The sequence below is a fragment of the Streptomyces sp. NPDC057002 genome, from assembly GCF_042673825.1.
Taxonomy (GTDB): domain Bacteria; phylum Actinomycetota; class Actinomycetes; order Streptomycetales; family Streptomycetaceae; genus Streptomyces.
Genome location: NZ_JBHURZ010000006.1, coordinates 517,919 through 542,030 on the forward strand (window position 1 = coordinate 517,919; position 24,112 = coordinate 542,030).

Below are 24,112 nucleotides of genomic sequence, written 5' to 3' on the forward strand. Positions count from 1 at the left end.
ATGGTGACCTTCGCTCAGGCGCAGGAGCGCGCGGAAGAGTGGATCAACGGCGACCTGCCGTCGTACCAGCATCGTGAGGTGCGGGTGCGGGAGTTCGACCTCGGGTTCGTGGTGTGGGCCGAGGACCGTGCGGACGGGCCCCGCTCGGACGGGGGCGCGCAGCGGCTGGTGATCGCGCGGGACAGCGGTGAGGCGACGCTGTGGCCCGGGCTGCCGGTGGGTGAGGTGATCCGCCGGTACGAGGAGGAGTACGGCCGTCCGGACGCGGTGGACGAGCCGGCGCCGACGCCTCCCGCGCGGGTGGATCTGAATCAGACGTCCTTCCTGCTGACTCCGCCGGAGTGGTTGCAGGATGCGGCGGACAAGCTGGGGATTCCGGATCGGCGGGGAGCTGGGGCGGGGACTGCTGCCTCTGCTTCTGCTGGTGATTCCGCTTCTGGGAGTGGCGCATCGTGGCCGGCCGCCGGGGGGAGTGACTCGGACGTTTCCGGTGCTCCGGGTGCTCCGGGTGCTCCGGGTGCTCCGGGTGCTTCGGGTGGCCCGGTGGCTCCCGCCGCGCCTGCCGGGGCGACGCCCTGGGCCGGCACGGACACCAACGGCGATGGCGGTGACGACCGTTCCGTACCGCTGCCCGCGACGGTCTTCGCGCCGCCGCTGGGCGAGGCCGACGAGAACACGCCGCCGCCCGCGACGACGTCCGACGCCAAGACGGCGCTGATCGCGGGCGGGAGCCAGCTTCCGCGAACGGCGGTCACGCCGGCGGTGGACGGGCCTCCTGCGGCGGACCGGCCGAACGCGCAGGGTGCCGGGACTCCGGCGGGTCCGGGGTACGGCTATCCGGCAGGGCAGGGTGCCGCTCCCGGTGTGCCGGGTACGCCGCCGCAGGGTGTGCCGGGCACGCCGCCCGCGGGTGTGCCGCAGGGCAGTACGCCGCCGCCCGCGCAGGGCGGGCAGCCGTACGGCTATCCGCAGCCGCCGGCCGGGCCGGGTGCGCCCGAGCGGCCGCTCGCGCCGAACGCCGGGGACATCGCCGACGCCGCGACCAGCAAGGCGACTCCGCCGCCGGGTCGTGGCCGGGGCTCGGGTCCGACCACACCGCCTCCTCCGGGCGCACCGGGTACGCCGGGTGCGCGGCCGGGCGATACGCCTCCGCCGTCGGGGCCCGGTGCGCCGGGGACGCCGGCGGGCGGGTATGTGCCGACGCAGATGGTGTCGGCGCTCGGCCCCGAAGGGCCTGGGGGTCCTGGGGCTCTTCAGGGTCATGGGGCTCCTCAGGGTCCCGGTGGTGCCGGGGGTTCATCGGGGGCCGGGGTTCCGACGGGCCCGGGTGCGCCGCTGCCTCCGCAGCAGCCGCCGGGTGCGCCGGGCGCTCCTGGTGCGCCGCAGCCTCCTGGTGCCCCCGGTGGTACGCCCCCGGGTGGTGTCCACCATGCCGCCACGATGCTTGCCGATCCCGGCCGGACCGGCCCGGGCGCGCCTCAGCCGCCGCAGCCTCCGGGGCCGCCCGGTGCGCCGGGTGCGCCCCAGTCCCCGGGTGTTCCGCATCCGCCCGGTGCTCCCGGTGCTCCCGGCGCCCCGGGTGTGCCCGGTGCCGGTGCGGGGCCCGTGCATCACGCCGAGACCATGCTGGCCTCGCCGCCCCCGGCGGGCGGCCCCGGCGTGCCTCCGCCGCCGCAGGCTCCCGGCGCACCACCCGCCGCGCCGCCGATGCCGCCCGGTGCGATGCCGGGTGCGGTGCCGCCCGGTGCGGTGCCGCCGCCCGGTCAGCCCGTCCCCGGGCCGCCGCCGGCCTACGGCTATCCGCAGCCGCCCGCCGGGCAGCCGACGGTCGGTCCCGGCTACCAGGCCGTGTTGCGTTACCGCGCTCAGGACGGTTCCGAGCAGCAGCTGATCCGGCGTTCGGCGCCGGGTACGCCGCACCCGGAGTGGCAGATCTTCCACGAGCTGCGGGCCATGAACGTGCCCCCGGACCAGGTGCTGGAGCTGCACACCGAGCTGGAGTCGTGCGAGCTGCCGGGTGCGTACTGCGCGCGGATGATCCGGGAGCAGTGGCCGCAGGCGCGGATCACGAGCATCGCGCCGTACGGCACGGACCACGCGAGCCGGCAGCAGGGCATGCAGCAGCTGCTGGCCCACCAGGGCGAGTTGCACCAGGTGGCGGACGGCCCGGCGCGTCCGGCTCCGGTGCGTGCTCCGCTGGCGCCGGTGCAGGCGGTGCCGCCGGTTCCCCCGGAGGCCGTCGCGCAGGAGCTGGGGGCCGCGTTCGGGCCGGGTGTCTTCCGGTTCGAGCAGGCCGCGGTGTCCCGTCAGGGGGTGCCGCCGGTCGTGGCGCACACGCTGGTGGCGGCCGGTCTGCCGATGGACATGGGCCCGTTCTTCTGGGCGCAGGCGCAGCCGGGCCGGCCGGTTCCGACGCTGGCGGAGCTGGCGGCCGAGCGCGGTGTGCAGCCGGCCTCGGACGCGGGTTCCTATCTGGTGATGGGCAGCGACTTCGGCAAGGCGATCTGCGTGCAGTACGGCACGGCCAACATCGTCGCCGTGCCCGTGGAGGCGGGGCCGGGCGGGGCGCCCGTGCCGCCGCAGTTCGTGAACACCGGGCTGCCGGAGTTCGCGCGCTGTCTGGCGCTGCTCGGGCGGATGTGGCGGCTGCGGTTCGGGCTGAACCAGGAGCAGGCGGGCCGCTGGACCGTCGACTTCCAGGCCCAGCTGGCCGCGCTCGACCCCGCGGCACTGGGGTCGCCGGAGAGCTGGTGGTCGGTGCTGCTGGAGCAGATGTGGGACGGATTGCTGTGACACATCGCCGCTGACGTGCGGGAAGAGAAGCCGGGTCCGGTCGGTCGTACGACCGGGCCCGGCTTCTTCGTGCCCGGCTGTCACATCTCCTCGTGCCGCTTCGTCAGTGGAGTGACAGCGACGCACCGTCGACACAGGAGGCAGAGATCATGCAGGCACGGATGACGAACCCGGCGTACGTCCTTCCCGGCGCGATGAAGGGCATCGGCGGCATCTTCCAGGCGATCGGGGAGGGCGGCCTGCGGCAGGAGCTGGCGGAGATCGTCGGGCTGCGCGCCAGCCAGATCAACGGCTGTGGCGCCTGTGTGCACGGGCACACCGTCAACCTCCGCAAGGCCGGGGTGAGCGAGGAGCGGATCAGTGCCGTCGCGGCCTGGCGTCACGCCCCCTTCTTCTCGGACGCCGAGCGTGCGGCGCTGAAGCTGACGGAGGCGGTCACGCGGCTCGCGGACCTCTCGGAGGAGTCGGTTCCGGACGCCCTGTGGGACGAGGTGGCCGACCACTTCGACGAGAAGGAACTCTCCGGGCTGATTCTCACCGTCTCCCTCACGAACATGTTCAACCGCATCAACACGACCATTCAGGAGCCCGCCGGCACCACATGGGGCTGACGGCCGTACGGGCCGGTCGTGGGCCCGTGACCTCTGTGCGGAGTGTCGCGTTATGAACACTTCTGCCTGATCCACCAAGATGTGCGCGAAATCATCCCGTTTCTTGTGCGGCTTCGCGTCGGTGAGGTGGAGAGGAGTTCCAGGATGAGCAGCGCGTCGGTGTCGCCGCACGGCTTCGTGGCCGGGCGGGGGCGTGGCTACCGTCCCGAGCAGGTGGACAGGTACGCCGAGGCCGTATCCCAGAATCGTGACGCGGCCTGGGAGCGGGCCGCCCGGCTGACGGTGCTCGCCCGGCAGATGGACGCGGAACTGGCCCTGCTGCGGGAGACCGTGGCGGGGCTCGCGCCGCAGGACTACGCGTCGCTCGGGGAGGGGGCGCGGCGGCTCTTCGAACTCGGCCGGGAGGAGGCCGAGGCCGTTCGGGACAGGGCGCGGGAGGAGGCACGGCGACTCGTCGAGGAGGCGCGGGCCGCCGCGGCCGAGGTGTGCGAGTCCGCACAGGCGCAGGCCGACGCGGTACGCGCCGACGCCGACGAACGTGCCCGGCAGCGGCTGCTCGTGGCGAGCGCGGAGGCCGACGAGATCCGTGTCTCGGTCCGGTGCGGGGCGAAGGAACAGCGGAGTGAGGCGCTGGCCGCGCTGCGGGAGATGCGGCAGCGCTCCTCCGGGATGCTCGCCGAGCGGGACAAGGAGCGTACCGAGCGGTGGGCGGAGGCGGAGCGCGAGGAGGAGGCGCGGGCGGAGGAGCTGGACGCGCACCACGCCGAGGCGGTGGCGTGCGCCGAGCGGGCCCTGTCCGACGCGGAGCAGGCCCTCGCCGACGCCGGGGAATCGGCCCGGAGCCGGCAGGAGGAGGCGCAGGAGCGTGCCGCGGAGCTGGTCGCCCAGGCCCGGGAACACGCGGACCGCGTCGAGGAGGAGACGCAGCGGCTCCTGCGCGCGCACGCCGAGCAGGGCGAGGACGTGCGGGCCCACATCGACCGCGTACACGCCAGCCTGGCGGCGTGGGCGGGGCCGACGGGGCCGGCAGTGGAGTGACGTCGGCCGTAGTGCGTCGCGGGTGCGTGACGCACTACGGCAGGCGCTCGTACGCGAGGCCGGCGGGGCGTCGTGCCGCGCCGTTCCCGGTCAGTGGTTCTTCCGTACCGCGCCCGCGAGGATCCAGCCCTCCACCGCCTCGTACTGGTGGCGTTGCTCCTCCGACTTCCGGCGGCCGGAGGCCATCGTGCCCAGCCAGCCGCAGGCGAAGCCCAGGGGTATGGAGAGCAGGCCCGTGGTGGTGAACGGGAACCAGTTGAAGTCGGCGTCGGGGAAGGCCGAGACGGGTGAGCCGGAGACCAGGTTGGTGCCCGGCATCAGCAGCAGGACGGCCAGCGAGCCGCCGATGAGGGTGCTGAGCAGGCCCGTCCGGGTGTAGCGGCGCCAGAAGAGGCTGTAGACCAGCGCGGGCGCGATGGCGGAGGCGCCCAGGCAGAAGGACAGCGTCACCAGGGGCTGCAGGCTGCGGTGCTGGACGAGGGTGGCCAGCAGGATCGCCGGGATGCCCACCGCCAGCGCCGAGAGCCGGGCCAGTGTCATCTCGCGGCGTGGTGACATCTCCTGCACCCGGGCCGCGAACACGTCGTGCGCGAGGGAGTTGGCGCAGGCGAGGATCATGCCGGCGACGGAGGCGAGCAGCGTGAGGAAGACGGCCGTGGTGACGGTCGTGAACAGGAACGTCTCCGCCGTCGACACCTCCGCGCCGAACGCCGCCTGCGAACCCAGCAGATAGGCCGTGTTGCCCTGCGGGTCGACCTGCGCGATCGTCTCCCGCCCGATCAGCGCGGTCGCGCCGAAGCCGATGACCGTGATGACGAGCACGAACAGGGCCACGCCCGACACGGCCCAGGACATCGAACGCCGTACCTGCCGGGCGCTGGAGGCGGTGTACATGCGCATGGTGACGTGCGGCAGGACGCCACCGCCGAGGACCACGGTCAGTTGCGAGGTGATCATGTCCAGGCCGGGGCTGGGGCCGCCCGCGAACTGCAGGCCGGACGAGAGGAACGCCGAGCCCACGCCGCTGTTGTCGGCGGCGGCGCCGAACAGGGCCCCCGGGTCCCAGTCGAACCGGTTCAGGATCAGCACCGCGACCACCATGCCCGAACCGAGCAGCATCACGATCTTCAGGATCTGGATGAGGGCGGTGCCCTTCATGCCGCCGATCGCCGCGTAACTGATCATCAGTGCGCCCACGCCGATGATGCAGCCCGTCTGCATCGACTCGCCGGAGAAGCCGAGGATGAACGCCATCAGCTGCCCGGTCCCCGCCAGCTGCACCAGCATCAGCGGCACCAGCGCCGCCAGTGTCACCGCACAGGCCGCGATCCGCACACCGCGTCCCGGCATACGGCGGGTCAGCGCGTCGCCCATGGTGAACCGGCCGGCGTTGCGTAGCGGTTCGGCCAGCAGGAACATCAGCAGCATCAGCGACAGGGCCGTGCTCAGGGCCAGGACGGTGCCGTCGTAGCCGAAGAGGGCGATCACGCCGCCGGTGCCGAGGACGGTCGCGGCGGAGATGTAGTCGCCGGCGATCGCCAGGCCGTTGCGCATGGGGGACAGCGAGCTGTAGCCGGTGTAGAACTCGTCGAGGTCGTCCCGGTCCGGGCCCGTCATGACGCAGAGCAGCAGGGTGATCGTGGCCACCGATGTGAAGCCCACCAGGGACATCGCCTGCGCGTTGCCGCTGAACTCGCTGATCACCGTGCCGCCTCCCGCTTGGCGTCCAGCTGGGCCTGCCTGCGTATCCGGTCCGCGATCGGGTCGACGCGACGGCGTGCCGTCTGCTCGTACAGGGCGATGGCGAGCCAGGTCACGGGCACCTGGATGAGGGCGAGCAGCAGTCCGGTGGGCAGGCCGTCGGTGACGGTGCTCGTCATGAACGACGGTGCGAACGCCGACAGGATCAGGAACAGCGTGAAGTAGCCGAGCGCCGTGAGCGTGGCCACGCGCCGCTGCCAGCGGTAGGCGCTGCGCAGCACCCGCAGGTCGCTGTGGTGCCCGAGCGCGGTGTGGCGCTGGGCGCGCGGCTCGGGGGGTTCGGGCGGCTGCTGCGGCTGCCAGGGGTAGGTGTCGTAGGAGGGCGAGGAATCGGGTGGTGGGTACGGATAGGACGGGGACGGGTCGAAGGACATCCCGTACTCCTTGCGAGGGTTGGATCCGGTGCGGCGGGCCGCAGGGAGGTGGGGGGCGGGAGCCACGCACGTTACTTCGCAGTACCGGGGCAGCGCGAGGGTTTGGCCAAACTGATCGGTCGGTATGCGCTTACCTTTCCGACCTCGGGTGTTACCCCCGTTAACTCAGGTTCTCGAGCGTCCTCGGCGGGCTACTTGAGATGGATCAACGCCGCGGACGTCGGCACTCCGGTGTGGTCGTCGAGCCTTGCGCCGAACGTCAGCCGCCGGTCGATGCGGCGCGGAACCGAACTCTCCGCGCGGACCGTGAAGTTGACCCCGACCCGCCCTCCGGCCGGGACATGTATCCGCCCTTTCCACCCTTTCTGCCCTTTCCGTCCTTGTTCCGCCCGCACGGTCCACCCGTCGCCGATCGGCTCTGCCGCGACCGTCACATTGTGTGCGGTGTCGTCGAAGTTGTAGACGTCGACGGTCATCCGCGTACGGCGGCCGAGGCGGTAGCCGTGCGGCGGCGGCGCGTCCCCGTCGTCCTTGCCGGGGGCGGCGTCGCGGGCGGAGAAGCGCTGGGCGAGGACGATGTGTTCGGCGGGGGAGAGGCGGGCCCTCGGGCGGGTGGCGGCCGGCGGGGCGGGCGCGTCCGCGGTGACGACGTACAGGGGGTCGCGTGAGACGGTCACCGGCCGACCGGTGGGCAGGCGGCGGCCCATCATGTCGTAGGCCGTCCCTCTCGTGTATCGGTCCAGCCGTACGGGGCGCTCCGCCCACACCACCGTGACCCGCTCGCCGTGCCCGCTGTCGAAGTCGAAGCCCCGCACTCCGTACGGCAGCCGGGGCGTGGGGCCGGTGAAGTGTGCCGCGCCCAGCAGCGAGGTGAGGGCGGCGAACGCGCTGTAGGCGGGCAGGGGGCGGAAGTCGCGGTCGAGCAGGCCGAAGTAGACACCGTCGTCGTGCAGCGGCGGGCCGGCGAACCAGAACTGCCGGTCGTTCCCGGCCGCCAGGCCCTCCACCGTCGAGCGCACCACGTACCGGGCCTGCGCGATCTCCTGCCCGGGCGTCAGGTCCTCCCCCGGCCGTGCCTTCTGGAACGCGCCGCACTCCGTCATCCACAGCGGTATGTCCGCGTGGTGCCGGCGGGCCAGCTCGTGTTGTTCGTCCGCGGCGCCCGGGAAGCGTGGTTCGCCCGGTTCGGTGGGGTCCGGGTAGCCGTGGAAGGCCCATACGTCGGCGTAGCGCACCACGTCGTTGGCCAGCATCAGGTCCTGGAAGGGGCCGGTCTGCGCGACGCCCGGCAGGACGACCAGGCAGGGCTCGGGTGCCGCGTCCTTGATGCCGAGCGCGGTGGCCTTCACGAACGCGGCGTGGGCGTCGCCGGTGCTGCGGGTGGTGTCGACGTCCGGTTCGTTCGACAACTGGAGGGCCTCGGGGGCGGCCGCGGCCAGACGGCGGGCGTAGCGGTAGGCGTGCCTGAGGTCCGCGGGGAGCGGCAGCGAGGCGTCGGTCATGGCCCACTCGGGGGCGGGGGAGAGCACGTCGAGGACGGCCAGGCCATGGGCGCGCAGGGTGCGGGTGCGGTCATCGTGCTGTGCCGTGTCGTACACGCCGGGCGCCGGTTCGGCCGCGGGCCAGGACTGGCCGTCCCTTACCCAGCCGGCTCCCATGTCCCGCAGGGCGGCGGCGAAATCCGCGAGCCGGGACGGCGGGACGAGGGAGGACGCCCAGACGTTCACGCCGAAGCGGCTGGTGGGGCCGGTGACGGCGGGCCGGGCCGGCAGACGTGCGAACCGGCCCGTCACGCCGTTGGCCCTCACGAGGTAGTGGCCCGGGGGCAGATCGGGGAGCGTGACCGTCGCGCTTGTGTCACCGGCGGCGATGGTGGCCCGGCCGGTGGCCACTCGGCGGCCGTGATGGTCGCTGACGGCGTACCGCACGCGGTGCGGGTGCGGGGCGTGCCCGTCGAGGGCCAGGCTCAGCCGGGCCGGTTCGCCCTCGCGGTGCCGGGGAACCGACAGTTCGCGCAGGGCCGGGTGTCCCTCCAGGTGGCGCAGGGTGAAGCGGTCCAGGGTCAGGACGTACGCGATCGTGTCGTCGAGGACGGCCGGTTCGGCGACGCGGAAGGTGAGCGTGTCGGTGCCGCCTCGCAGTTCGACCACGCCCAGGTCCAGGACGGACAGGTCGCCCCAGGCCGGCGGCGACTCGTACCAGTGCGGCTGCGAGCGGGCGATCTCCGTGAACGGGCCGTCGTTCACGGACAGGTGCGGGTAGGAGGCGACGGCTTCCGTGTGCGGCGTCTCGACCGGTGCCGTGGCCACGGCCGTCAGCGCGTACACCCCGGCCCGCGGGACGCGCACGGTGTACGTCGCGTACCAGCCGGTCCGGGCCGGGGGCTTCTCGGTCGTCCATAACCCCAGATATCGCCCTCCGGAAGCCCGGCGGTCCCGGCGGACGGGAATGTTCGTCCGCACCGCGGCCTCGCCCTGCACCGTCACTGTCACCGTCGTGGGCGTGGCCGCCGAGGCGGTGCCGCCGCCTGCCGAGGCGGTGGCGCCGCTCGCCGCCGCCACCGCTCCGAGTCCCGCTGCCATCGCCGTGCGCCTGTTGAAGTCCATGCCACCAGCAGACACGCACCGCCCACCGCCGCGCGTCACCCGCAAGAGTGCCCGGCCCCGGAAACGGTTCGGGGTCGCGCCCTAGGGGCTGTCGGGGGTGGTGCCGAGGTGCCGGAGCACGTAGCGGACTCCCGGGCGGCCGTCCACGGTTGTCTCCTCCACCCGCGTGAAGCCGCTACGGGTCAGGACCCTCATGGAGGCCGGGTTGTCCAGCGTCGTGACCGCGGTGAGGGACGTCAGCCCGTAGTCGGTGGCGGCCAGGCGGCACACCTGGGCGACGGCCGCCGTCGCCACGCCCCGGCCCGTCGCCTGTTCGCCGACGCGGTAGCCGAGTTCGGCGCTGCCGTCCACAAGATCCATCAGGTTCACCCGGCCTATCAGGTTCCCCTCCTCCGACAGGACGACATGGAAGCGGCACACGCGCGCGTGCTGCTCCGCCAGAAGCGACCGGAGGCGTTCGGCGAACCCCGCCGGCGTGAAGAAGACGTCCCCGCGGTCCGGCACCGTGCGGGCGAAGTACGCGCGGTTCTCCCGCTCGAAGGCCAGCAGCGCGTCCGCGTGATCGGCTCGGAGTGGTTCCAAGGTCACCATGAGCGGGAGGATACGGACGCTCAGTCCTTGAGCACCGGGAATTTCCGTGGCGCGAGGAACAGCAGCACCAGGAACGCCAGTGCCGCCGCGCACGAGGCGCCCAGGTAGACGGCGTGCACCGCGTCGGCGATCGCCCGCCGGGTCGCCTCGGGCGCGCTGCCCGAGTCGAGCGCCCGGGTCACCGAGTCGAGGTCGCCCGCCCCGCCGAGCCTCGCGGCCAGCACCCCGTTGGCGACCGCGCCGAAGAGCGCCGCGCCGATCGTCTGGCCGGTCTGGCGGCAGAAGAGCACGGACGCGGTCGTCGTACCGCGCTCCGCCCAGCCCACCGTCGACTGCACCCCGACGATGAGCGGCAGCTGGAACAGGCCCAGCGCGGCGCCGAGCAGCAGCATCAGCAGCGTCGGTTGCCAGGCCTGCCCCGGGTAAGGGAGGAAGGGGAACGCGAACAGGATCAGGCCCGCCGCGCCGATGCCCAGCATCGCGGTGTTGCGGAAGCCGATCCTGCGGTACACGTGCTGGCTCAGCGCCGCCGATATGGGCCAGCTCAACGTCCATACGGAGAGCACGAATCCGGCCGCCACGGGCGCCAGGCCCAGCACCCCCTGGGCGTAGGTGGGCAGGAACACCGTGGGCGCCACCATCAGCAGGCCCAGGGCGCCCAGGGCCAGATTGACCGCGGCGATCGTAGGGCGCCGCCACACCCAGCCCGGGATGATCGGCTCCGCGGCCCGCCGCTCCACCAGCACCACCACCGCGACCAGGGCGAGTCCCGTACCGAACAGGGCGAGCGAGGGCGCCGACAGCCACGGCCACGCCACTCCGCCCTGTACCAGGGCCGCGAGCAGAACGCCGCCGCAGGCGAACACCGCGAGCGCGCCCGCCCAGTCCACGCGCGCGTGCGTACGGGCTTCCCGCTCCGGCTCGTGCAGATGACGCACGATCAGCCACAACGCGACCGCGCCGATCGGCAGGTTGACCAGGAAGATCCACCGCCAGTCCGCGTACGCGGCGAGCACCCCGCCCAGCCCCGGCCCGGCGACCGCGGACACCGCCCACACCGTGGAGAGCTTCGACTGGATCTTGGGGCGGTCCTTCAGCGGGTACAGGTCGGCCGCGAGCGTCTGCACCGTGCCTTGGAGCGCGCCGCCGCCCAGGCCCTGCACGATGCGGAAGGCGATGAGCGCCTCCATGTTCCAGGCCAGCGCGCACAGCAGGGAGCCGAGGAGGAAGACCACCGAGCCCACGACGAGGACCGGCTTGCGGCCGAAGGTGTCGGAGAGCTTGCCGTAGAGGGGCAGGGTGACGGTCACGGCCAGCAGATAGCCGGAGAACAGCCAGGAGAAGACGGAGAATCCGCCGAGGTCCCCGACGATCTGCGGCACGGCGGTCGAGACGATGGTGGAGTCGAGCGCCGCCAGCGCCATCGAGAGCATCAGCGCGGCGACGACGGCTCCGCGCCGGCCGGCCGTCGCGGGACGCGCCGCCTCACGCGCCGCGGAACTGGTGCTTCCCACCCGGGTGCCTCCCCCTCGCCGGCCTGCCTGCCCCTTGCACCTATCTAACGCCGGACAGCTTCGCACTTGACCCTGCCGTCGCGGGAGGGTGGAGCCTGAATGGGCCGTCGGGTGGAGCGAACCCTGAGACGGTCTCCACCCTTCGGTGGACTGCCCCTAGGGGTACCTCCGTACTACGACCTGGGGAGGGTTCGTACCGGCGGAGGACGAGACGCGCGGGGGCCGCTCCTTAACCTGGCTTTACGCCGTCGGGGGGCGGTGTTGCACACCGGCGGGGGTGGGGTTTTCCACAGGAAAAGACTGCGCTGAGCACCAGGGCGCGGGACCCCTCCCCGCCGGAAGACTTGAGGCACTTCACCATCTGATGACCGACGTACTGCTGACCGGCGTATTGCCGACCGACATAGGAGACATACCGTGACATCGGCTGTGACCATTCCCAGGCACGGGGGTACTGGAGGGCGTACGGCCGTTGCCGCGCGGGCGCGGCAGGTCGTGAAGGCGTACGGGTCCGGTGAGACCCGTGTCGTCGCCCTCGACCACGTCGACGTGGACATCGCACGCGGCCAGTTCACCGCGATCATGGGCCCCTCTGGGTCCGGCAAGTCCACACTCATGCACTGCCTGGCCGGGCTCGACACCGTCACCGGCGGGCAGATCTACCTCGACGAGACCGAGATCACCGGCCTCAAGGACAAGAAGCTCACGCAACTGCGCCGGGACCGGATCGGGTTCATCTTCCAGGCGTTCAACCTGCTGCCGACGCTGAACGCGATAGAGAACATCACGCTGCCCATGGACATCGCCGGCCGCAAGCCGGACAAGGAGTGGCTCGGGCGGGTCGTGGAGACCGTCGGGCTCTCCGACCGTCTCAAGCACCGGCCCACCCAGCTCTCCGGAGGCCAGCAGCAGCGCGTCGCCGTGGCACGGGCGCTGGCGGCCCGGCCCGAGATCATCTTCGGGGACGAGCCGACCGGAAACCTCGACTCGCGCGCGGGCGCCGAAGTGCTCGGCTTCCTGCGCCGCTCCGTCGACGAGCTGGGCCAGACCATCGTGATGGTCACCCACGACCCGGTCGCCGCCAGCTACGCGGACCGTGTCCTGTACCTCGCCGACGGCCGGATCGTCGACGAGATGTACAAGCCGACAGCGGACGCCGTCCTCGACCGCATGAAGGACTTCGACGCCCGGGGGCGTACGTCATGACCGTCATGAAGACCTCGATGCGCAACTTCCTCGCGCACAAGGGCCGCATGGCGCTGTCGGCGATCGCCGTCCTGCTGTCGGTGGCCTTCGTCTGCGGGACGCTCGTCTTCACGGACACCATGTCCACCACGTTCGACAAGCTCTTCGCGGCCACCTCCTCGGATGTGACGGTGAGCCCCAAGGGCGCCTCCGACACCGGTGAGACGACCGCCGACAACGGCAAGCCGCCGGTCATGCCGGCCTCCGTGCTCGCCGAGGTACGCAAGGCCGACGGCGTGAAGTCCGCCGAGGGCGCGGTGTTCTCCACGTCGGTGACCGTCGTCGACGCCGACAAGGACAACCTGTCGCCCTCCAGCGGCGCCCCGACCATCGTCGGCGGCTGGAACAGCAACGAAGCCCGCACCATGAAGATCACCTCCGGTGCGGCACCCAAGAGCGCCGGCCAGATCATGGTCGACGCCGACACCGCCGACAAGCACGGCCTGAAGCTCGGCGACCCGATCGGCGTGATCAGCGCGACGGGCACCCACACCGCGAAGGTCTCCGGCATCGCCGACTTCACCGTCACCAACCCCGGTGCCGCGATCTTCTACCTCGACACGAAGACCGCCCAGCAGACCCTGGTCGGCGAGAGCGGCGTCTACACCAACGTCAACGTCACCGCGGCCGCCGGAGTCAGCGACGGCCGGCTGAAGCAGAACGTGAAGGCCGCGCTCGGCGGCGACTTCCAGGTGCAGACCGCCAAGGAGACCGCCGACGCCAACCAGAAGGGCGTCGCGGGCTTCATGAACGTCATGAAGTACGCGATGCTCGGCTTCGCCGGGATCGCCTTCCTCGTCGGCATCTTCCTGATCATCAACACCTTCTCCATGCTGGTCGCCCAGCGCACCAGGGAGATCGGCCTGATGCGGGCGATCGGCTCCTCCCGCAAGCAGGTCAACCGCTCCGTGCTGGCCGAGGCGCTGCTGCTCGGCCTCGTCGGCTCGGTGCTCGGCGTGGGCGCCGGCGTCGGCCTCGCGATCGGCCTGATGAAGCTCATGGGCCAGATGGGCATGGAGCTGTCCACCGACGACCTGACGGTGGCCTGGACGACCCCGGTGGTCGGCCTGGTCCTCGGCGTGATCGTCACCGTCCTGGCCGCCTACCTGCCCGCCCGGCGCGCCGGCAAGATCTCCCCGATGGCCGCGCTGCGGGACGCGGGCGCCCCCGCGGACGCCAAGGCCGGCTGGATCCGCGCCGCGATCGGCACCGTCCTCACCGGCGGCGGCGCCTTCGGCCTGTATCTGGCGACGGCGGCCGACCAGGCCAAGGAGGGCTCGCTGTGGCTCGGCCTCGGCGTGGTGCTGTCGCTGATCGGCTTCGTCGTCATCGGCCCGCTGCTCGCCGGCGGTGTGGTCCGAATCCTCGGCGCCGTCCTGCTGCGCATGTTCGGCCCCGTGGGCCGCATGGCCGAGCGCAACGCCCTGCGCAACCCGCGCCGCACCGGCGCGACGGGCGCCGCGCTGATGATCGGCCTCGCCCTGGTGGCGTGCCTGTCCGTGGTCGGCTCCTCCATGGTGGCCTCCGCCACCGACCAGCTCGACAAGACCGTTGGCACGGACTTCATCATCCAGTCCGACAGCGGCCAGCTGATCACCCCGCAGGCGGTCAAGGCCGCGAAGTCCGCGTCGGACGTTCAGCGGGTCACCGAGTACAAGTGGACCAAGGCCGACTTCACCACCCCCGACGGCAAGAAGCTCAAGGACACGGCGATCACGGCCGCCGACCCCTCGTACGCGACCGACCTGCGCACCGAGACGGTCGCCGGGAAGCTCCCCGACGCCTACAAGCCCGACTCGATGTCCGTCCACGAGAAGTTCGCCAAGGACCACGGCATCAGCCTCGGGTCCAAGATCTCCGTGGCCTTCAAGGACGGCCGTACGGCCGACCTGACGGTCCGGGCGATCACCAGCAGTGACGTCGTGATCGACGCGGGCGCGATGTACACGTCCATCTCGACGATGGCCAAGTACGTCCCGGCCGACAAGATGCCGCTGGACTCGCTGCTCTTCGTCAGCGCCAAGGACGGGCAGCAGGACGCCGCCTACACGTCCCTGAAGTCAGCCATGCAGGACTACCCGCAGTACACCGTGCGCGACCAGACCGACTACAAGGAAGCCCTGAAGGACCAGATCGGCCAGCTGCTCAACATGATCTACGGCCTGCTGGCCCTGGCGATCATCGTCGCCATCCTGGGTGTGGTGAACACCCTGGCCCTGTCGGTGGTGGAACGCACCAGGGAGATCGGCCTGATGCGGGCGATCGGCCTGTCCCGCCGCCAGCTGCGCCGCATGATCCGCATGGAGTCCGTCGTCATCGCCCTCTTCGGCGCCCTCCTGGGCCTCGGACTGGGCATGGGCTGGGGCGCCACCGCGCAGCAGCTGCTCGCGCTGGAGGGCCTGATGGTCCTGGAGATCCCCTGGCCGACGATCATCGGCGTCTTCGTCAGCTCGGCGTTCGTGGGCCTGTTCGCCGCACTGATCCCGGCGTTCCGGGCGGGCCGGATGAACGTCCTGAACGCGATCGCCACGGAGTAGTCCAGCCTCACCGAGAACCACCGCACACGGGGGTTGCGGGGGACCGGCGCCGGGAAGTCCATGACTTCCCGGCGCCGGGTGCTGTCTGCGACCCGCGAGCCCTGCCCGGGCCAGGACACCGACGCCGCGCACCTCACACCCGGGGCGTTGTCCACAGCCCCCGCCGCCCGGCCGCGCAGCGTCGTACGCTGGAGACCCCCCGGCCCGCGGCGCGTGTCGGGCCCGTCGTGTTGCCCACCCCTGGACGGAAAAGACCCGTATGAGCCTGCACGGTCTGCTCGACGCCGTAGTCAGAGACGCCGCCCTCGCGGAAGCGATCAGCGCGGCCGCAGACGGCAACCGCATGCACGTCGACCTGGTCGGCCCCCCGGCCGCCCGCCCCTTCGCGGTCGCCGCCCTCGCCCGGGACACGGGCCGCCCGGTGCTGGCGGTGACGGCGACGGGCCGCGAGGCCGAGGACCTGGCCGCGGCCCTGCGCTCCCTCCTCCCGCCGGAGGGAGTCGTGGAGTACCCCTCCTGGGAGACCCTCCCGCACGAGCGGCTCAGCCCCCGAAGCGACACCGTCGGCCGCCGTCTGGCCGTGCTGCGCCGCCTGGCCCACCCCCGCCCCGACGACCCCGAGACCGGCCCGGTCTCCGTCGTCGTGGCGCCCGTCAGGTCCGTGCTCCAGCCGCAGGTCAAGGGCCTCGGCGACCTGGAGCCGGTCTCCCTGAAGCCGGGGCAGACCGTCGACCTCGAGGAGATCGTCGACGCCCTCGGGGCCGCCGCGTACGCGCGTGTGGAGCTGGTCGAGAAGCGCGGCGAGTTCGCCGTGCGCGGCGGCATCCTCGATGTGTTCCCGCCCACCGAGGAACACCCCCTGCGCATCGAGTTCTGGGGCGACGACGTCGAGGAGATCCGCTACTTCAAGGTCGCCGACCAGCGCTCCCTCGAAGTCGCCGAGCACGGCCTGTGGGCGCCGCCGTGCCGCGAACTGCTGCTCACCGAGGACGTCCGCGCGCGTGCGCGTGCCCTCGCCGAACAGCACCCCGAGCTCGGTGAACTGCTCGGCAAGATCGCCGAGGGGATCGCGGTCGAGGGCATGGAGTCCCTCGCCCCGGTCCTCGTCGACGACATGGAGCTGCTGCTCGACGTGCTGCCCAAGGGCGCCATGGCCGTCGTCTGCGATCCGGAGCGGGTCCGCACGCGCGCGTCGGACCTGGTGGCCACCTCCCAGGAGTTCCTGCAGGCCTCCTGGGCGGCCACCGCCGGCGGCGGCGAGGCGCCCATCGACGTCGACGCGGCCTCCCTGTGGTCCATCGCGGACGTCCGGGAGCGGGCCCGCGAGCTGGACATGATGTGGTGGTCGGTCTCGCCGTTCGCCGCGGACGAGGAGCTCGACGCAGACACCCTCAAGCTCGGCATGCACGCCCCGGAGACCTACCGCGGGGACACCGCCAAGGCCCTCGCCGACACCAAGGGCTGGCTCTCCGACGGCTGGCGCACGGTGTTCGTCACCGAGGGGCATGGTCCGGCGGCCCGTACGGTCGAGGTGCTGGGCGGCGAGGGCATCGCGGCCCGCCTCGACGCCGACCTCGCCGAGATCTCCCCGTCCTTGGTGCACGTGGCGTGCGGCTCGATCGAGCACGGCTTCGTCGACACGGGCCTCGGACTCGCGGTGCTGACCGAGACCGACCTGACCGGCCAGAGGGCCGCGGGCCGCGAGGGCGCCCGGATGCCGGCCCGCCGCCGCAAGACCATCGACCCGCTCACCCTGGAGCCGGGCGACTACATCGTCCACGAGCAGCACGGCGTGGGCCGCTACATCGAGATGGTGCAGCGCACCGTGCAGGGCGCGACCCGCGAGTACCTGGTCGTCGAGTACGCGCCCGCCAAGCGCGGCCAGCCCGGTGACCGGCTCTACATCCCCACCGACCAGCTGGAGCAGATCACCAAGTACGTCGGCGGCGAGGCCCCCACCCTGCACCGGCTGGGCGGCGCCGACTGGACGAAGACGAAGGCCCGCGCCAAGAAGGCCGTCAAGGAGATCGCCGCCGACCTCATCAAGCTGTACAGCGCGCGCATGGCGGCCCCCGGGCACGCCTTCGGGACGGACACCCCCTGGCAGCGCGAGCTGGAGGACGCCTTCCCCTACGCGGAGACGCCCGACCAGCTCACCACCATCGCCGAGGTCAAGGACGACATGGAGAAGACGGTCCCGATGGACCGGCTGATCTGCGGCGACGTCGGCTACGGCAAGACCGAGATCGCGGTCCGGGCCGCCTTCAAGGCCGTCCAGGACGGTAAGCAGGTGGCCGTCCTGGTGCCCACGACCCTGCTGGTGCAGCAGCACTTCGGGACGTTCGGCGAGCGGTACGCGCAGTTCCCGGTCAGCGTGAAGGCACTCTCCCGCTTCCAGACCGACACCGAGGCCAAGGCGGTCCTGGAGGGCCTGCGCGAGGGCTCGGTGGACATCGTCATCGGCACGCACCGGCTGTTCTCGTCGGAGACGAAGTTCAAGGACCTGGGCCTGGTCATCGTCGACGAGGAGCAGCGCTTCGGCGTCGAGCACAAGGAGCAGCTGAAGAAGCTCCGGGCCAACGTCGACGTGCTGACGATGTCCGCGACCCCCATCCCCAGGACGCTGGAGATGGCGGTCACGGGCATCCGGGAGATGTCGACGATCACCACCCCGCCCGAGGAGCGGCACCCGGTGCTGACCTTCGTCGGCCCGTACGAGGAGAAGCAGATCGGCGCCGCCATCCGCCGTGAACTGCTGCGCGAGGGCCAGGTCTTCTACATCCACAACCGGGTGGAGTCGATCGACCGGGCCGCGGCCCGGCTGCGCGAGATCGTCCCCGAGGCGCGCATCGCCACCGCCCACGGCCAGATGTCGGAGTCGGCACTGGAGCAGGTCGTCGTCGACTTCTGGGAGAAGAAGTTCGACGTGCTGGTGTCCACGACGATCGTGGAGTCCGGCATCGACATCTCCAACGCGAACACCCTCATCGTGGAGCGCGGCGACAACTTCGGGCTCTCGCAGCTGCACCAGCTGCGCGGCCGGGTGGGCCGGGGCCGCGAGCGCGGGTACGCGTACTTCCTCTACCCGCCGGAGAAGCCGCTGACCGAGACCGCGCACGAGCGGCTCGCGACCATCGCGCAGCACACCGAGATGGGCGCCGGCATGTACGTGGCGATGAAGGACCTGGAGATCCGCGGCGCGGGCAACCTCCTCGGCGGCGAGCAGTCCGGCCACATCGCGGGCGTCGGCTTCGACCTGTACGTACGGATGGTGGGCGAGGCCGTCGCCGACTACCGGCGTCAGCTGGAGACCGGCGAGATCGAGGAGGAGCCGCCGCTCGAGGTCAAGATCGAGCTGCCCGTCGACGCACACGTCCCGCACGACTACGCGCCAGGCGAGCGGCTCCGTCTCCAGGCGTACCGCGCCATCGCCTCAGCCAACACGGAGGAGGACGTCAAGGCCGTCCGCGAGGAACTCGTCGACCGCTACGGCAAGCTGCCCGAGCCGGTGGAGAACCTGCTGCTCGTCGCCGGTCTGCGGATGCTCGCGCGTGCTTGCGGGGTCGGCGAGATCGTGCTGCAGGGCACCAACATCCGCTTCGCCCCGGTGGAGTTGCGCGAGTCGCAGGAACTGCGGCTCAAGCGGCTCTATCCCGGCACGGTCATCAAGCCGGCGGTGCACCAGGTGCTCGTGCCGCGCCCGAAGACCGCGAAGGTCGGCGGAAAGCCGCTGGTCGGGCGGGAGTTGCTGGCGTGGGTCGGGGAGTTCCTGACGTCGGTGCTGGGGTCCTGACGCCCCGCGCGTGAAGGACCGCCGCCAGCCGGTCGCGCACCGCCACCTGCGCGGCGATGCGCGCGTCCAGCACGGCGAGGCGCTCGGCGGCAGTCCGCACGGCCCGGCCGGAGGCGGGTCCGGCCATGACATCGCCGTCCAGGCAGGGCAGGAACACCCGTACGTCGTCGAGCGTCAGCCCGGTGTCGAGCAGCTGCCGGATGTTGCGGACGCGGTTCGCCGCGGCGGCGTCGTACAGGCGGTAGCCGTTGGCGGCGCGTTCGGAGGTGATGAGCCCTGCCTGCTCGTAGTGGCGCAGGGCGCGCGGAGTCGTGCCGCTCACCTCGGCGAGCTCGCCGATCCGCATACGGTGTCCGGCCATGCGCGTCAGTCTCATGTGACGAGCGCGCCGCCGTCCACCGGAAGCACCACACCGGTGATGAACGAGGCCTGCGGCGAGGCCAGTCGGGCGATCGCCCACGCCACCTCCGCGGGGCGGCCGATCCGGCCGAGCGGCGTGTGGCCGAGCTGCCAGGCACGGATCGCGGCGCGCTGCTCGGGCGTGTGACCGGCGTGGTCCCCGATCGGTGTGTCGATCGCGCCGGGGGCCACGGCGGCGACCCGGATCCCCAGCGGGGCGAGCTCCACCGCCCAGCTGCGCGTGAGCACCTCAAGGGCCGCCTTTCCGGCCGCGTAGAGGGAGTTGCCGGGCCAGCCGCGCTGTCCCACCGCCGTCGTCACGTTCACGATCACTCCGCGGGAGTCCTCCAGCGCCGGGAGCGCGGCCTGGGTGAGCAGGACGGGGGCGAGGAGGTTCGTCGCCAGCTGGGGCTCGACGGCGTCGCGCGTGTAGGTGCGCAGGGACTGGGCGTTGACGACGCCCGCGTTGTTCACCAGCACATCGATGCGGCCGTGCCGGTCGAGCACCGTACGGACGATGCTCTCCGGGCCGTCGTCGGCCGCGATGTCGGCGGCGAGCGGGCTGATGCGGGACGGGTCGTGGGCGGCGGTCTCGGCCAGCAGTGCCTCGCGGCGGCCCACCGCCACGACGTGCGCGCCCTCGTCGGCGAACGCGTGGGCGGTGGCCCGGCCTATGCCGGTGCCGGCGCCGGTGACGAGCACGGTGCGCGTGGTCTTCGGAACGGGGGATGCCGCGGTCTTCGGAGCGGGAGACGCCGAAGTCTTCGGAGCGAGGAATGTCATGCGGGGATCGTCCGACCTTGACGCCGGTGTCAAGGTCAAGCGCCGCCCGGAAAGCCGCCCTCGGAACATCGGAAGCCGCCCGCGGAGGGTGCGTACGCGTCTCCCCGGACGGCCTCTGAGGGAGGAGAGGCCTTACTGCTGGTCGGGCCGGTCGCGGTCCCGGTCCATGCCGAGCGAGCCTTCCATCCGCTGCTGCCCGGAGTCGACCTGGTCCTCGTACTTGCCGCCGGTCCTCTCGTTGGCCTTCTGTTCCGCGGTGTCCGAGCCTTGCTTGCCCTTGTGCCGCGCCTGGCTCTTGAACTTGTCGAAGATGCCCATGCAGAACTCCTTCAGAAGGTGATTCCAAACCGACGATACGCGTGACATGCGATGAATGCCCGTTTAGGGCCGATGTGGTCTGGACCTCTCCCTCGCTACCGTGGGGCCAGGCACGGACAAGCAGGGGAGGGGCGCACGGTGACGCGTCTGAGGGGCGGGGCGGCACTTGCTGTCGCGATGGTGTTCGCCGGTTCGACGCTGGTCGGCTGTGAGGGCCTGGCCCCGCCCGCGGACGGCGGCGGACCCTCCGGCTCCGGTGTCCCGGCCGACGGCGACGGACGGGCGGTGAACCCGCTGGACAACCCGGACGGCACCAAGCCGGGGCTCGCGGCCATCACGTCCACCGCGGACCGGGCGAGGGCGAGCGCCGTGATCGAGAAGGTGGCGACGAAGGGGCGCGGCCCCAGGACGGGATACGAACGGGACGAGTTCGGCTACGCCTGGAAGGACTCGGTGCCCCGCGACGTTCCCTTCTCGCACAACGGCTGTGACTCGCGGAACGACCTCTTGAAGCGCGACGGCCAGGACCTCCGTTTCCGGTCGGGCTCGGACTGCGTCGTCATGGCACTGACACTGCACGACCCGTACACCGGGAATGTCATCGAGTGGACCAAGTCCCGTGCGACGAAGGTCCAGATCGACCACGTCATGCCGCTGTCGTACGACTGGCAGATGGGCGCTTCGCGCTGGACGAAGGACAAGCGGGAGTCCATCGCCAACGACCCGCTCAATCTCGTCCCGGTGGACGGCCCGACCAACAGCGCGAAGGGCGACTCCGGCCCGGCGTCCTGGCTGCCGCCCAACAAGGCGATCCGCTGCTCCTACTCGGTGCGCTTCGCCCAGGTGTCGCTGAAGTACGACCTGCCGGTGACGGCGGCCGACAAGGAGATGATGCTGCGGCAGTGCGAGGGGTGAAGGGGCTAGCGTCCTCCGACATGACGGCCGATTCGCTCGACACCTTGCGGACCGAGCTCCGGGGCCTCGCGGAGCCGGGGGTCAGAGCGCAGCAACTGCGGGTGCTCCGTCCCTCGGAGGACGACGAACTGCTCGGCGTGCGCGTGCCCGTGGTGCGCGGGCTGGCCCGGGCCCACCGGGACCTGGCGCTTGAGGACGTGGAGGTGCTGCTGCGCAGCCGCGTCCACGAGGAACGGCTCGCCGGGCTACTCGTCCTGGCCGAGCGGATGCGGACGGCGCGCGGGCCGGAGCGTGCGGCGCTGGTCGACTTCTATCTGGCGCACACCGGCTGTGTGGACAACTGGGACCTGGTGGACGGCTCCGCGCATGTCGTGCTCGGGCCGTGGCTGGTGGACGGGCCGCCGGACGCCACGGAGATCCTGGACCGGCTCGCCGCGTCGGCGTCGCTGTGGGACCGCAGGATCGCCGTGGTCGCCACGCTGGCGTTGATCCGCGAGGGACGCTTCGAGCCGACACTCCGCCTGGTGCCCGCGCTGTGCCGGGATCCGGAACCGCTGATCCACAAGGCGCTCGGCTGGATGCTGCGCGAGATCGGCCGCCGGGACGCGCCCCTGCTGGTGTCGTTCCTCGAACGCCATCAGGCCGAACTGCCGCGCATCACCGTGCGGTACGCGACCGAGCTGCTCCCGGCGGGTGAGCGGGCACGGTTCGTACGCACGCGATAGCGCGTACGACAGACATACGGCAGAGAGGGGGAGCGAAGGATGCCGACCGGACTCATAGCCCTGGCCCTCGGCGGCTTCGGCATCGGACTCACCGAGTTCCTGATCGCCGGCCTGCTGCCCCAGGTGGCGTCGAGCTTCGAGGTGTCCGAGGCGGCCGCCGGGTGGCTGATCTCCGGGTATGCGCTGAGTGTCGCGGTCGGGGCGATCGCGCTCACCGCCGCGACGGCACGGCTGCCCCGGAAGCTGGTCCTGGTCGGCCTGGTCGCGCTGTTCGTCATCGGCAACCTGCTCTCCGCCGTCGCCCCGAACTACCCGGTGATGCTGCTCGGGCGGATCGTGGCGGCGCTGTGCCACGGCTCGTTCTTCGGGATCGGCTCGCTGGTCGCGCGGAGTCTGGTCGCACCGGAGAAGAAGTCCCGGGCCGTGGCCGTCATGTTCGCCGGGCTGACGGTCGCCAACGTGCTGGGCGTGCCGTTCGGCGCGCTGGTCGGCGAACGCTGGGGCTGGCGGGCGGCGTTCTGGGCGGTCACCGCGATCGGCGTGCTCGCACTGGCGGGAATCGCCGCACTCGTCCCCGGCCGGGCGGGGGAGCAAGGGGCGGCACCGCCCAGCGGCCTGCGGGACCAGCTCCGCGCCTTCCGGTCCTCGCAGGTCTGGCTGACCCTCGCGGCCACCGCGCTGGGCTACGGCGGCATGTTCGGCGCGTTCAGCTACATCGCGTACACGTTCACCGAGGTCAGCGGCTTCGCCCCGGCGGATGTCGCCTGGCTGCTGATGGTGTACGGCGTCGGCCTGGTCGTCGGAAACCTGGTCGGCGGGCGCGCGGCCGACCGCGACCGGGACCGTGCCCTGGTCCTGGCCCTGCTCGGCCTCACCCTCACCCTGGCCCTGTTCGGGCTGCTGGCCGGCAGCGCCGCCGCCTCCGTCGTCCTGGTGTTCCTGATGGGGGTGACCGGGTTCGCCAGTGTGCCCGGCATGATCACCCGCGTCACCGACGTCGCCGGCGGAGCGGCACTGGCCGCCAGTGCCAACGTCTCCGCGTCCAACATCGGCAACGCCCTCGGCGCCTGGCTCGGCGGCCTGGCCATCTCCGCGGGCCTCGGCTACACCGCACCGCTCCACGTCGGCGCCGGGATCGCGCTGACCTCTGTCGTCGTCATGGTCGTCGCCGCACGTCAGGCCAGGTCGGCCCGGCCGGCGGACCGGGTCCCCGCCCGGTAATTCGATTCCGGCTGTGCGCCCGCCCGTCTAGCGTGACCGCATGCAGCCGAAGACATCGACCCTCGCCGACCGCCCGGACATGCTGGAACGGGTCGTCGCAATGGCGGACAGCTGGCCGGAGTTCGTGATCCAGGACCTCGTGGGCGCCGCGCACTTCCCGCGCATCGCTGCCGAACTCCCCGAATACGTCCTGTTCGCCGAGGACGAGCGGGGCGAGGTCGTCGCGAACGCCTACAGCGTGCCCTTCGCTCTCGGCACCAGGGGCGGCGAACTGCCGGCCAACGGCTGGGACACGGTCCTCATCTGGGCCTTCTCCGACCTGCGTCGCGGGGTCCGCCCCGACACGGTCAGCGCGATCTCGATATCCGTCGCCCCGCACGCACAGGGCCGCGGCCTGTCCGCGGTGATGCTCTCGGCCCTGCGGGACAACGCCCGGGCCCGCGGCTTCCGCGAGGTCGTCGCCCCGGTCCGCCCCAACGCCAAGCACCTGGAACCGCACACCTCCATCGAGGAGTACGCCCGCCGCGTACGCCCCGACGGCCTGCCCCAGGACCCGTGGCTGCGCGTCCATGCCCGGGCCGGGGCCACCATCGACTCCGTGGCGCCCGCGTCCATGACGGTGGCCGCCTCGCTGGCGCACTGGCGCCGCTGGACGGGGCTGCCCTTCGACACCGAGGGCGACATCGAGGTGCCCGGCGGCCTGGTGCCGGTGCGCTGCGAGCCCGCGCGCGGGTACGCGGTGTACGTCGAGCCCAACGTGTGGATGCGGCACGCCGTGTGAGCACCGGGCGGCAGGTGTGACCGGAACGAAGTGATCAGCACGACAACGGTTCGGTACAACCCGTGACGGGTTGTCCGTGTCGGGCTATACGCTCGGACTCCCAACCG

The 24,112-nt window shown here is 72.0% G+C and carries 17 protein-coding genes and 1 pseudogene; 10 read left to right on the forward strand and 8 right to left on the reverse strand.

The annotated features are described in order from the left end of the window. From ACFT32_RS30615 to ACFT32_RS30625, 3 genes are all read left to right on the forward strand, one after another. Positions 1-2,793, forward strand: a complete 2,793-nt coding sequence (locus tag ACFT32_RS30615) for an SUKH-4 family immunity protein (RefSeq protein WP_382495719.1) — start codon at positions 1-3, stop codon at positions 2,791-2,793. Between the two features lie 149 nt (positions 2,794-2,942). Continuing rightward, positions 2,943-3,404 carry a carboxymuconolactone decarboxylase family protein gene (locus ACFT32_RS30620; protein WP_382495721.1) on the forward strand — a complete coding sequence of 154 codons (462 nt, stop codon included), beginning with the start codon at positions 2,943-2,945 and terminating at the stop codon, positions 3,402-3,404. A gap of 144 nt (positions 3,405-3,548) precedes the next feature. Then, a complete protein-coding gene (locus ACFT32_RS30625; protein ID WP_382495723.1) occupies positions 3,549-4,442 on the forward strand; it encodes a cellulose-binding protein in 894 nt (297 codons plus the stop codon). A 90-nt stretch (positions 4,443-4,532) separates the two neighbouring features. Here ACFT32_RS30625 and ACFT32_RS30630 read toward each other — a convergent pair whose 3' ends face one another. From ACFT32_RS30630 to ACFT32_RS30650, 5 genes are all read right to left on the reverse strand, one after another. After that, positions 4,533-6,146 carry a cation acetate symporter gene (locus ACFT32_RS30630; protein WP_382495725.1) on the reverse strand — a complete coding sequence of 538 codons (1,614 nt, stop codon included), beginning with the start codon at positions 6,144-6,146 and terminating at the stop codon, positions 4,533-4,535. Next, positions 6,143-6,577, reverse strand: coding sequence for a DUF485 domain-containing protein (locus ACFT32_RS30635; RefSeq protein WP_382495727.1), 435 nt, complete (start codon positions 6,575-6,577; stop codon positions 6,143-6,145). The genes ACFT32_RS30630 and ACFT32_RS30635 overlap by 4 nt, the downstream gene beginning before the upstream one ends. 191 nt (positions 6,578-6,768) lie before the next feature. Next, on the reverse strand, positions 6,769-9,183 hold the full coding sequence (locus ACFT32_RS30640; protein ID WP_382495729.1) for a hypothetical protein: 2,415 nt from the start codon (positions 9,181-9,183) through the stop codon (positions 6,769-6,771). Between the two features lie 81 nt (positions 9,184-9,264). After that, entirely contained in the window at positions 9,265-9,774 is a 510-nt protein-coding gene (locus tag ACFT32_RS30645) for a GNAT family N-acetyltransferase (RefSeq protein WP_382495731.1), read from the reverse strand. A gap of 20 nt (positions 9,775-9,794) precedes the next feature. After that, positions 9,795-11,288, reverse strand: a complete 1,494-nt coding sequence (locus tag ACFT32_RS30650; protein ID WP_382495733.1) for an MFS transporter — start codon at positions 11,286-11,288, stop codon at positions 9,795-9,797. A gap of 417 nt (positions 11,289-11,705) precedes the next feature. Here ACFT32_RS30650 and ACFT32_RS30655 point away from each other — a divergent pair, with 417 nt between their 5' ends. The 3 genes from ACFT32_RS30655 (at position 11,706) to mfd (ending at position 18,863) form a co-directional block, all read left to right on the forward strand. Continuing rightward, on the forward strand, positions 11,706-12,494 hold the full coding sequence (locus ACFT32_RS30655) for an ABC transporter ATP-binding protein (protein WP_189726782.1): 789 nt from the start codon (positions 11,706-11,708) through the stop codon (positions 12,492-12,494). Beyond that, on the forward strand, positions 12,491-15,070 hold the full coding sequence (locus ACFT32_RS30660; RefSeq protein ID WP_382495735.1) for an ABC transporter permease: 2,580 nt from the start codon (positions 12,491-12,493) through the stop codon (positions 15,068-15,070). The genes ACFT32_RS30655 and ACFT32_RS30660 overlap by 4 nt, the downstream gene beginning before the upstream one ends. A 259-nt stretch (positions 15,071-15,329) precedes the next feature. Beyond that, positions 15,330-18,863: a transcription-repair coupling factor gene (gene mfd / locus ACFT32_RS30665; RefSeq protein WP_382495737.1), complete on the forward strand. Its 3,534-nt coding sequence runs from the start codon at positions 15,330-15,332 to the stop codon at positions 18,861-18,863. A 4-nt stretch (positions 18,864-18,867) separates the two neighbouring features. Here mfd and ACFT32_RS30670 read toward each other — a convergent pair. The 3 genes and pseudogenes from ACFT32_RS30670 to ACFT32_RS30680 form a co-directional block, all read right to left on the reverse strand. Further along, a pseudogene (locus ACFT32_RS30670) lies at positions 18,868-19,209 on the reverse strand (MerR family transcriptional regulator); the annotation flags it as partial. A 26-nt stretch (positions 19,210-19,235) separates the two neighbouring features. Then, positions 19,236-20,045 (reverse strand): SDR family NAD(P)-dependent oxidoreductase, encoded by an 810-nt coding sequence (locus ACFT32_RS30675; protein WP_382495739.1) that lies wholly within the window; start codon positions 20,043-20,045, stop codon positions 19,236-19,238. A gap of 132 nt (positions 20,046-20,177) precedes the next feature. After that, positions 20,178-20,363: an antitoxin gene (locus ACFT32_RS30680; protein WP_382495742.1), complete on the reverse strand. Its 186-nt coding sequence runs from the start codon at positions 20,361-20,363 to the stop codon at positions 20,178-20,180. Positions 20,364-20,540: 177 nt separating this feature from the next. Between ACFT32_RS30680 and ACFT32_RS30685 the strand changes: the two genes are divergently transcribed. Genes ACFT32_RS30685 through ACFT32_RS30700 form a run of 4 tightly spaced genes read left to right on the forward strand, consistent with a single transcriptional unit; the run spans position 20,541 to position 24,005 of the window. Then, the gene (locus ACFT32_RS30685; protein WP_382495940.1) at positions 20,541-21,278 is read left to right on the forward strand and encodes an HNH endonuclease family protein; all 738 of its coding nucleotides are present in this window, start codon (positions 20,541-20,543) and stop codon (positions 21,276-21,278) included. A gap of 20 nt (positions 21,279-21,298) precedes the next feature. After that, positions 21,299-22,003, forward strand: a complete 705-nt coding sequence (locus ACFT32_RS30690) for a DNA alkylation repair protein (protein ID WP_382495744.1) — start codon at positions 21,299-21,301, stop codon at positions 22,001-22,003. Positions 22,004-22,042: 39 nt separating this feature from the next. Continuing rightward, complete coding sequence (locus tag ACFT32_RS30695; RefSeq protein ID WP_382495746.1) at positions 22,043-23,224, forward strand: MFS transporter; 1,182 nt, start codon at positions 22,043-22,045, stop codon at positions 23,222-23,224. A 40-nt stretch (positions 23,225-23,264) separates the two neighbouring features. Further along, complete coding sequence (locus ACFT32_RS30700; RefSeq protein ID WP_382495748.1) at positions 23,265-24,005, forward strand: N-acetyltransferase; 741 nt, start codon at positions 23,265-23,267, stop codon at positions 24,003-24,005. Positions 24,006-24,112: the final 107 nt, after the last annotated feature.

Excerpts from the sequence above, each read along its gene's own strand:
- ACFT32_RS30680 (WP_382495742.1), bottom strand. The coding sequence starts at position 20,363 with ATGGGCATCTTCGACAAGTTCAAGAGCCAGGCGCGGCACAAGGGCAAG.
- mfd (WP_382495737.1), top strand. The coding sequence starts at position 15,330 with ATGAGCCTGCACGGTCTGCTCGACGCCGTAGTCAGAGACGCCGCCCTC.
- ACFT32_RS30640 (WP_382495729.1), bottom strand. The coding sequence starts at position 9,183 with ATGGACTTCAACAGGCGCACGGCGATGGCAGCGGGACTCGGAGCGGTG.
- ACFT32_RS30675 (WP_382495739.1), bottom strand. The coding sequence starts at position 20,045 with ATGACATTCCTCGCTCCGAAGACTTCGGCGTCTCCCGCTCCGAAGACC.
- ACFT32_RS30700 (WP_382495748.1), top strand. The coding sequence starts at position 23,265 with ATGCAGCCGAAGACATCGACCCTCGCCGACCGCCCGGACATGCTGGAA.
- ACFT32_RS30690 (WP_382495744.1), top strand. The coding sequence starts at position 21,299 with ATGACGGCCGATTCGCTCGACACCTTGCGGACCGAGCTCCGGGGCCTC.
- ACFT32_RS30635 (WP_382495727.1), bottom strand. The coding sequence starts at position 6,577 with ATGTCCTTCGACCCGTCCCCGTCCTATCCGTACCCACCACCCGATTCC.
- ACFT32_RS30620 (WP_382495721.1), top strand. The coding sequence starts at position 2,943 with ATGCAGGCACGGATGACGAACCCGGCGTACGTCCTTCCCGGCGCGATG.
- ACFT32_RS30625 (WP_382495723.1), top strand. The coding sequence starts at position 3,549 with ATGAGCAGCGCGTCGGTGTCGCCGCACGGCTTCGTGGCCGGGCGGGGG.
- ACFT32_RS30685 (WP_382495940.1), top strand. The coding sequence starts at position 20,541 with ATGGTGTTCGCCGGTTCGACGCTGGTCGGCTGTGAGGGCCTGGCCCCG.
- ACFT32_RS30660 (WP_382495735.1), top strand. The coding sequence starts at position 12,491 with ATGACCGTCATGAAGACCTCGATGCGCAACTTCCTCGCGCACAAGGGC.
- ACFT32_RS30695 (WP_382495746.1), top strand. The coding sequence starts at position 22,043 with ATGCCGACCGGACTCATAGCCCTGGCCCTCGGCGGCTTCGGCATCGGA.
- ACFT32_RS30615 (WP_382495719.1), top strand. The coding sequence starts at position 1 with ATGGTGACCTTCGCTCAGGCGCAGGAGCGCGCGGAAGAGTGGATCAAC.
- ACFT32_RS30645 (WP_382495731.1), bottom strand. The coding sequence starts at position 9,774 with ATGGTGACCTTGGAACCACTCCGAGCCGATCACGCGGACGCGCTGCTG.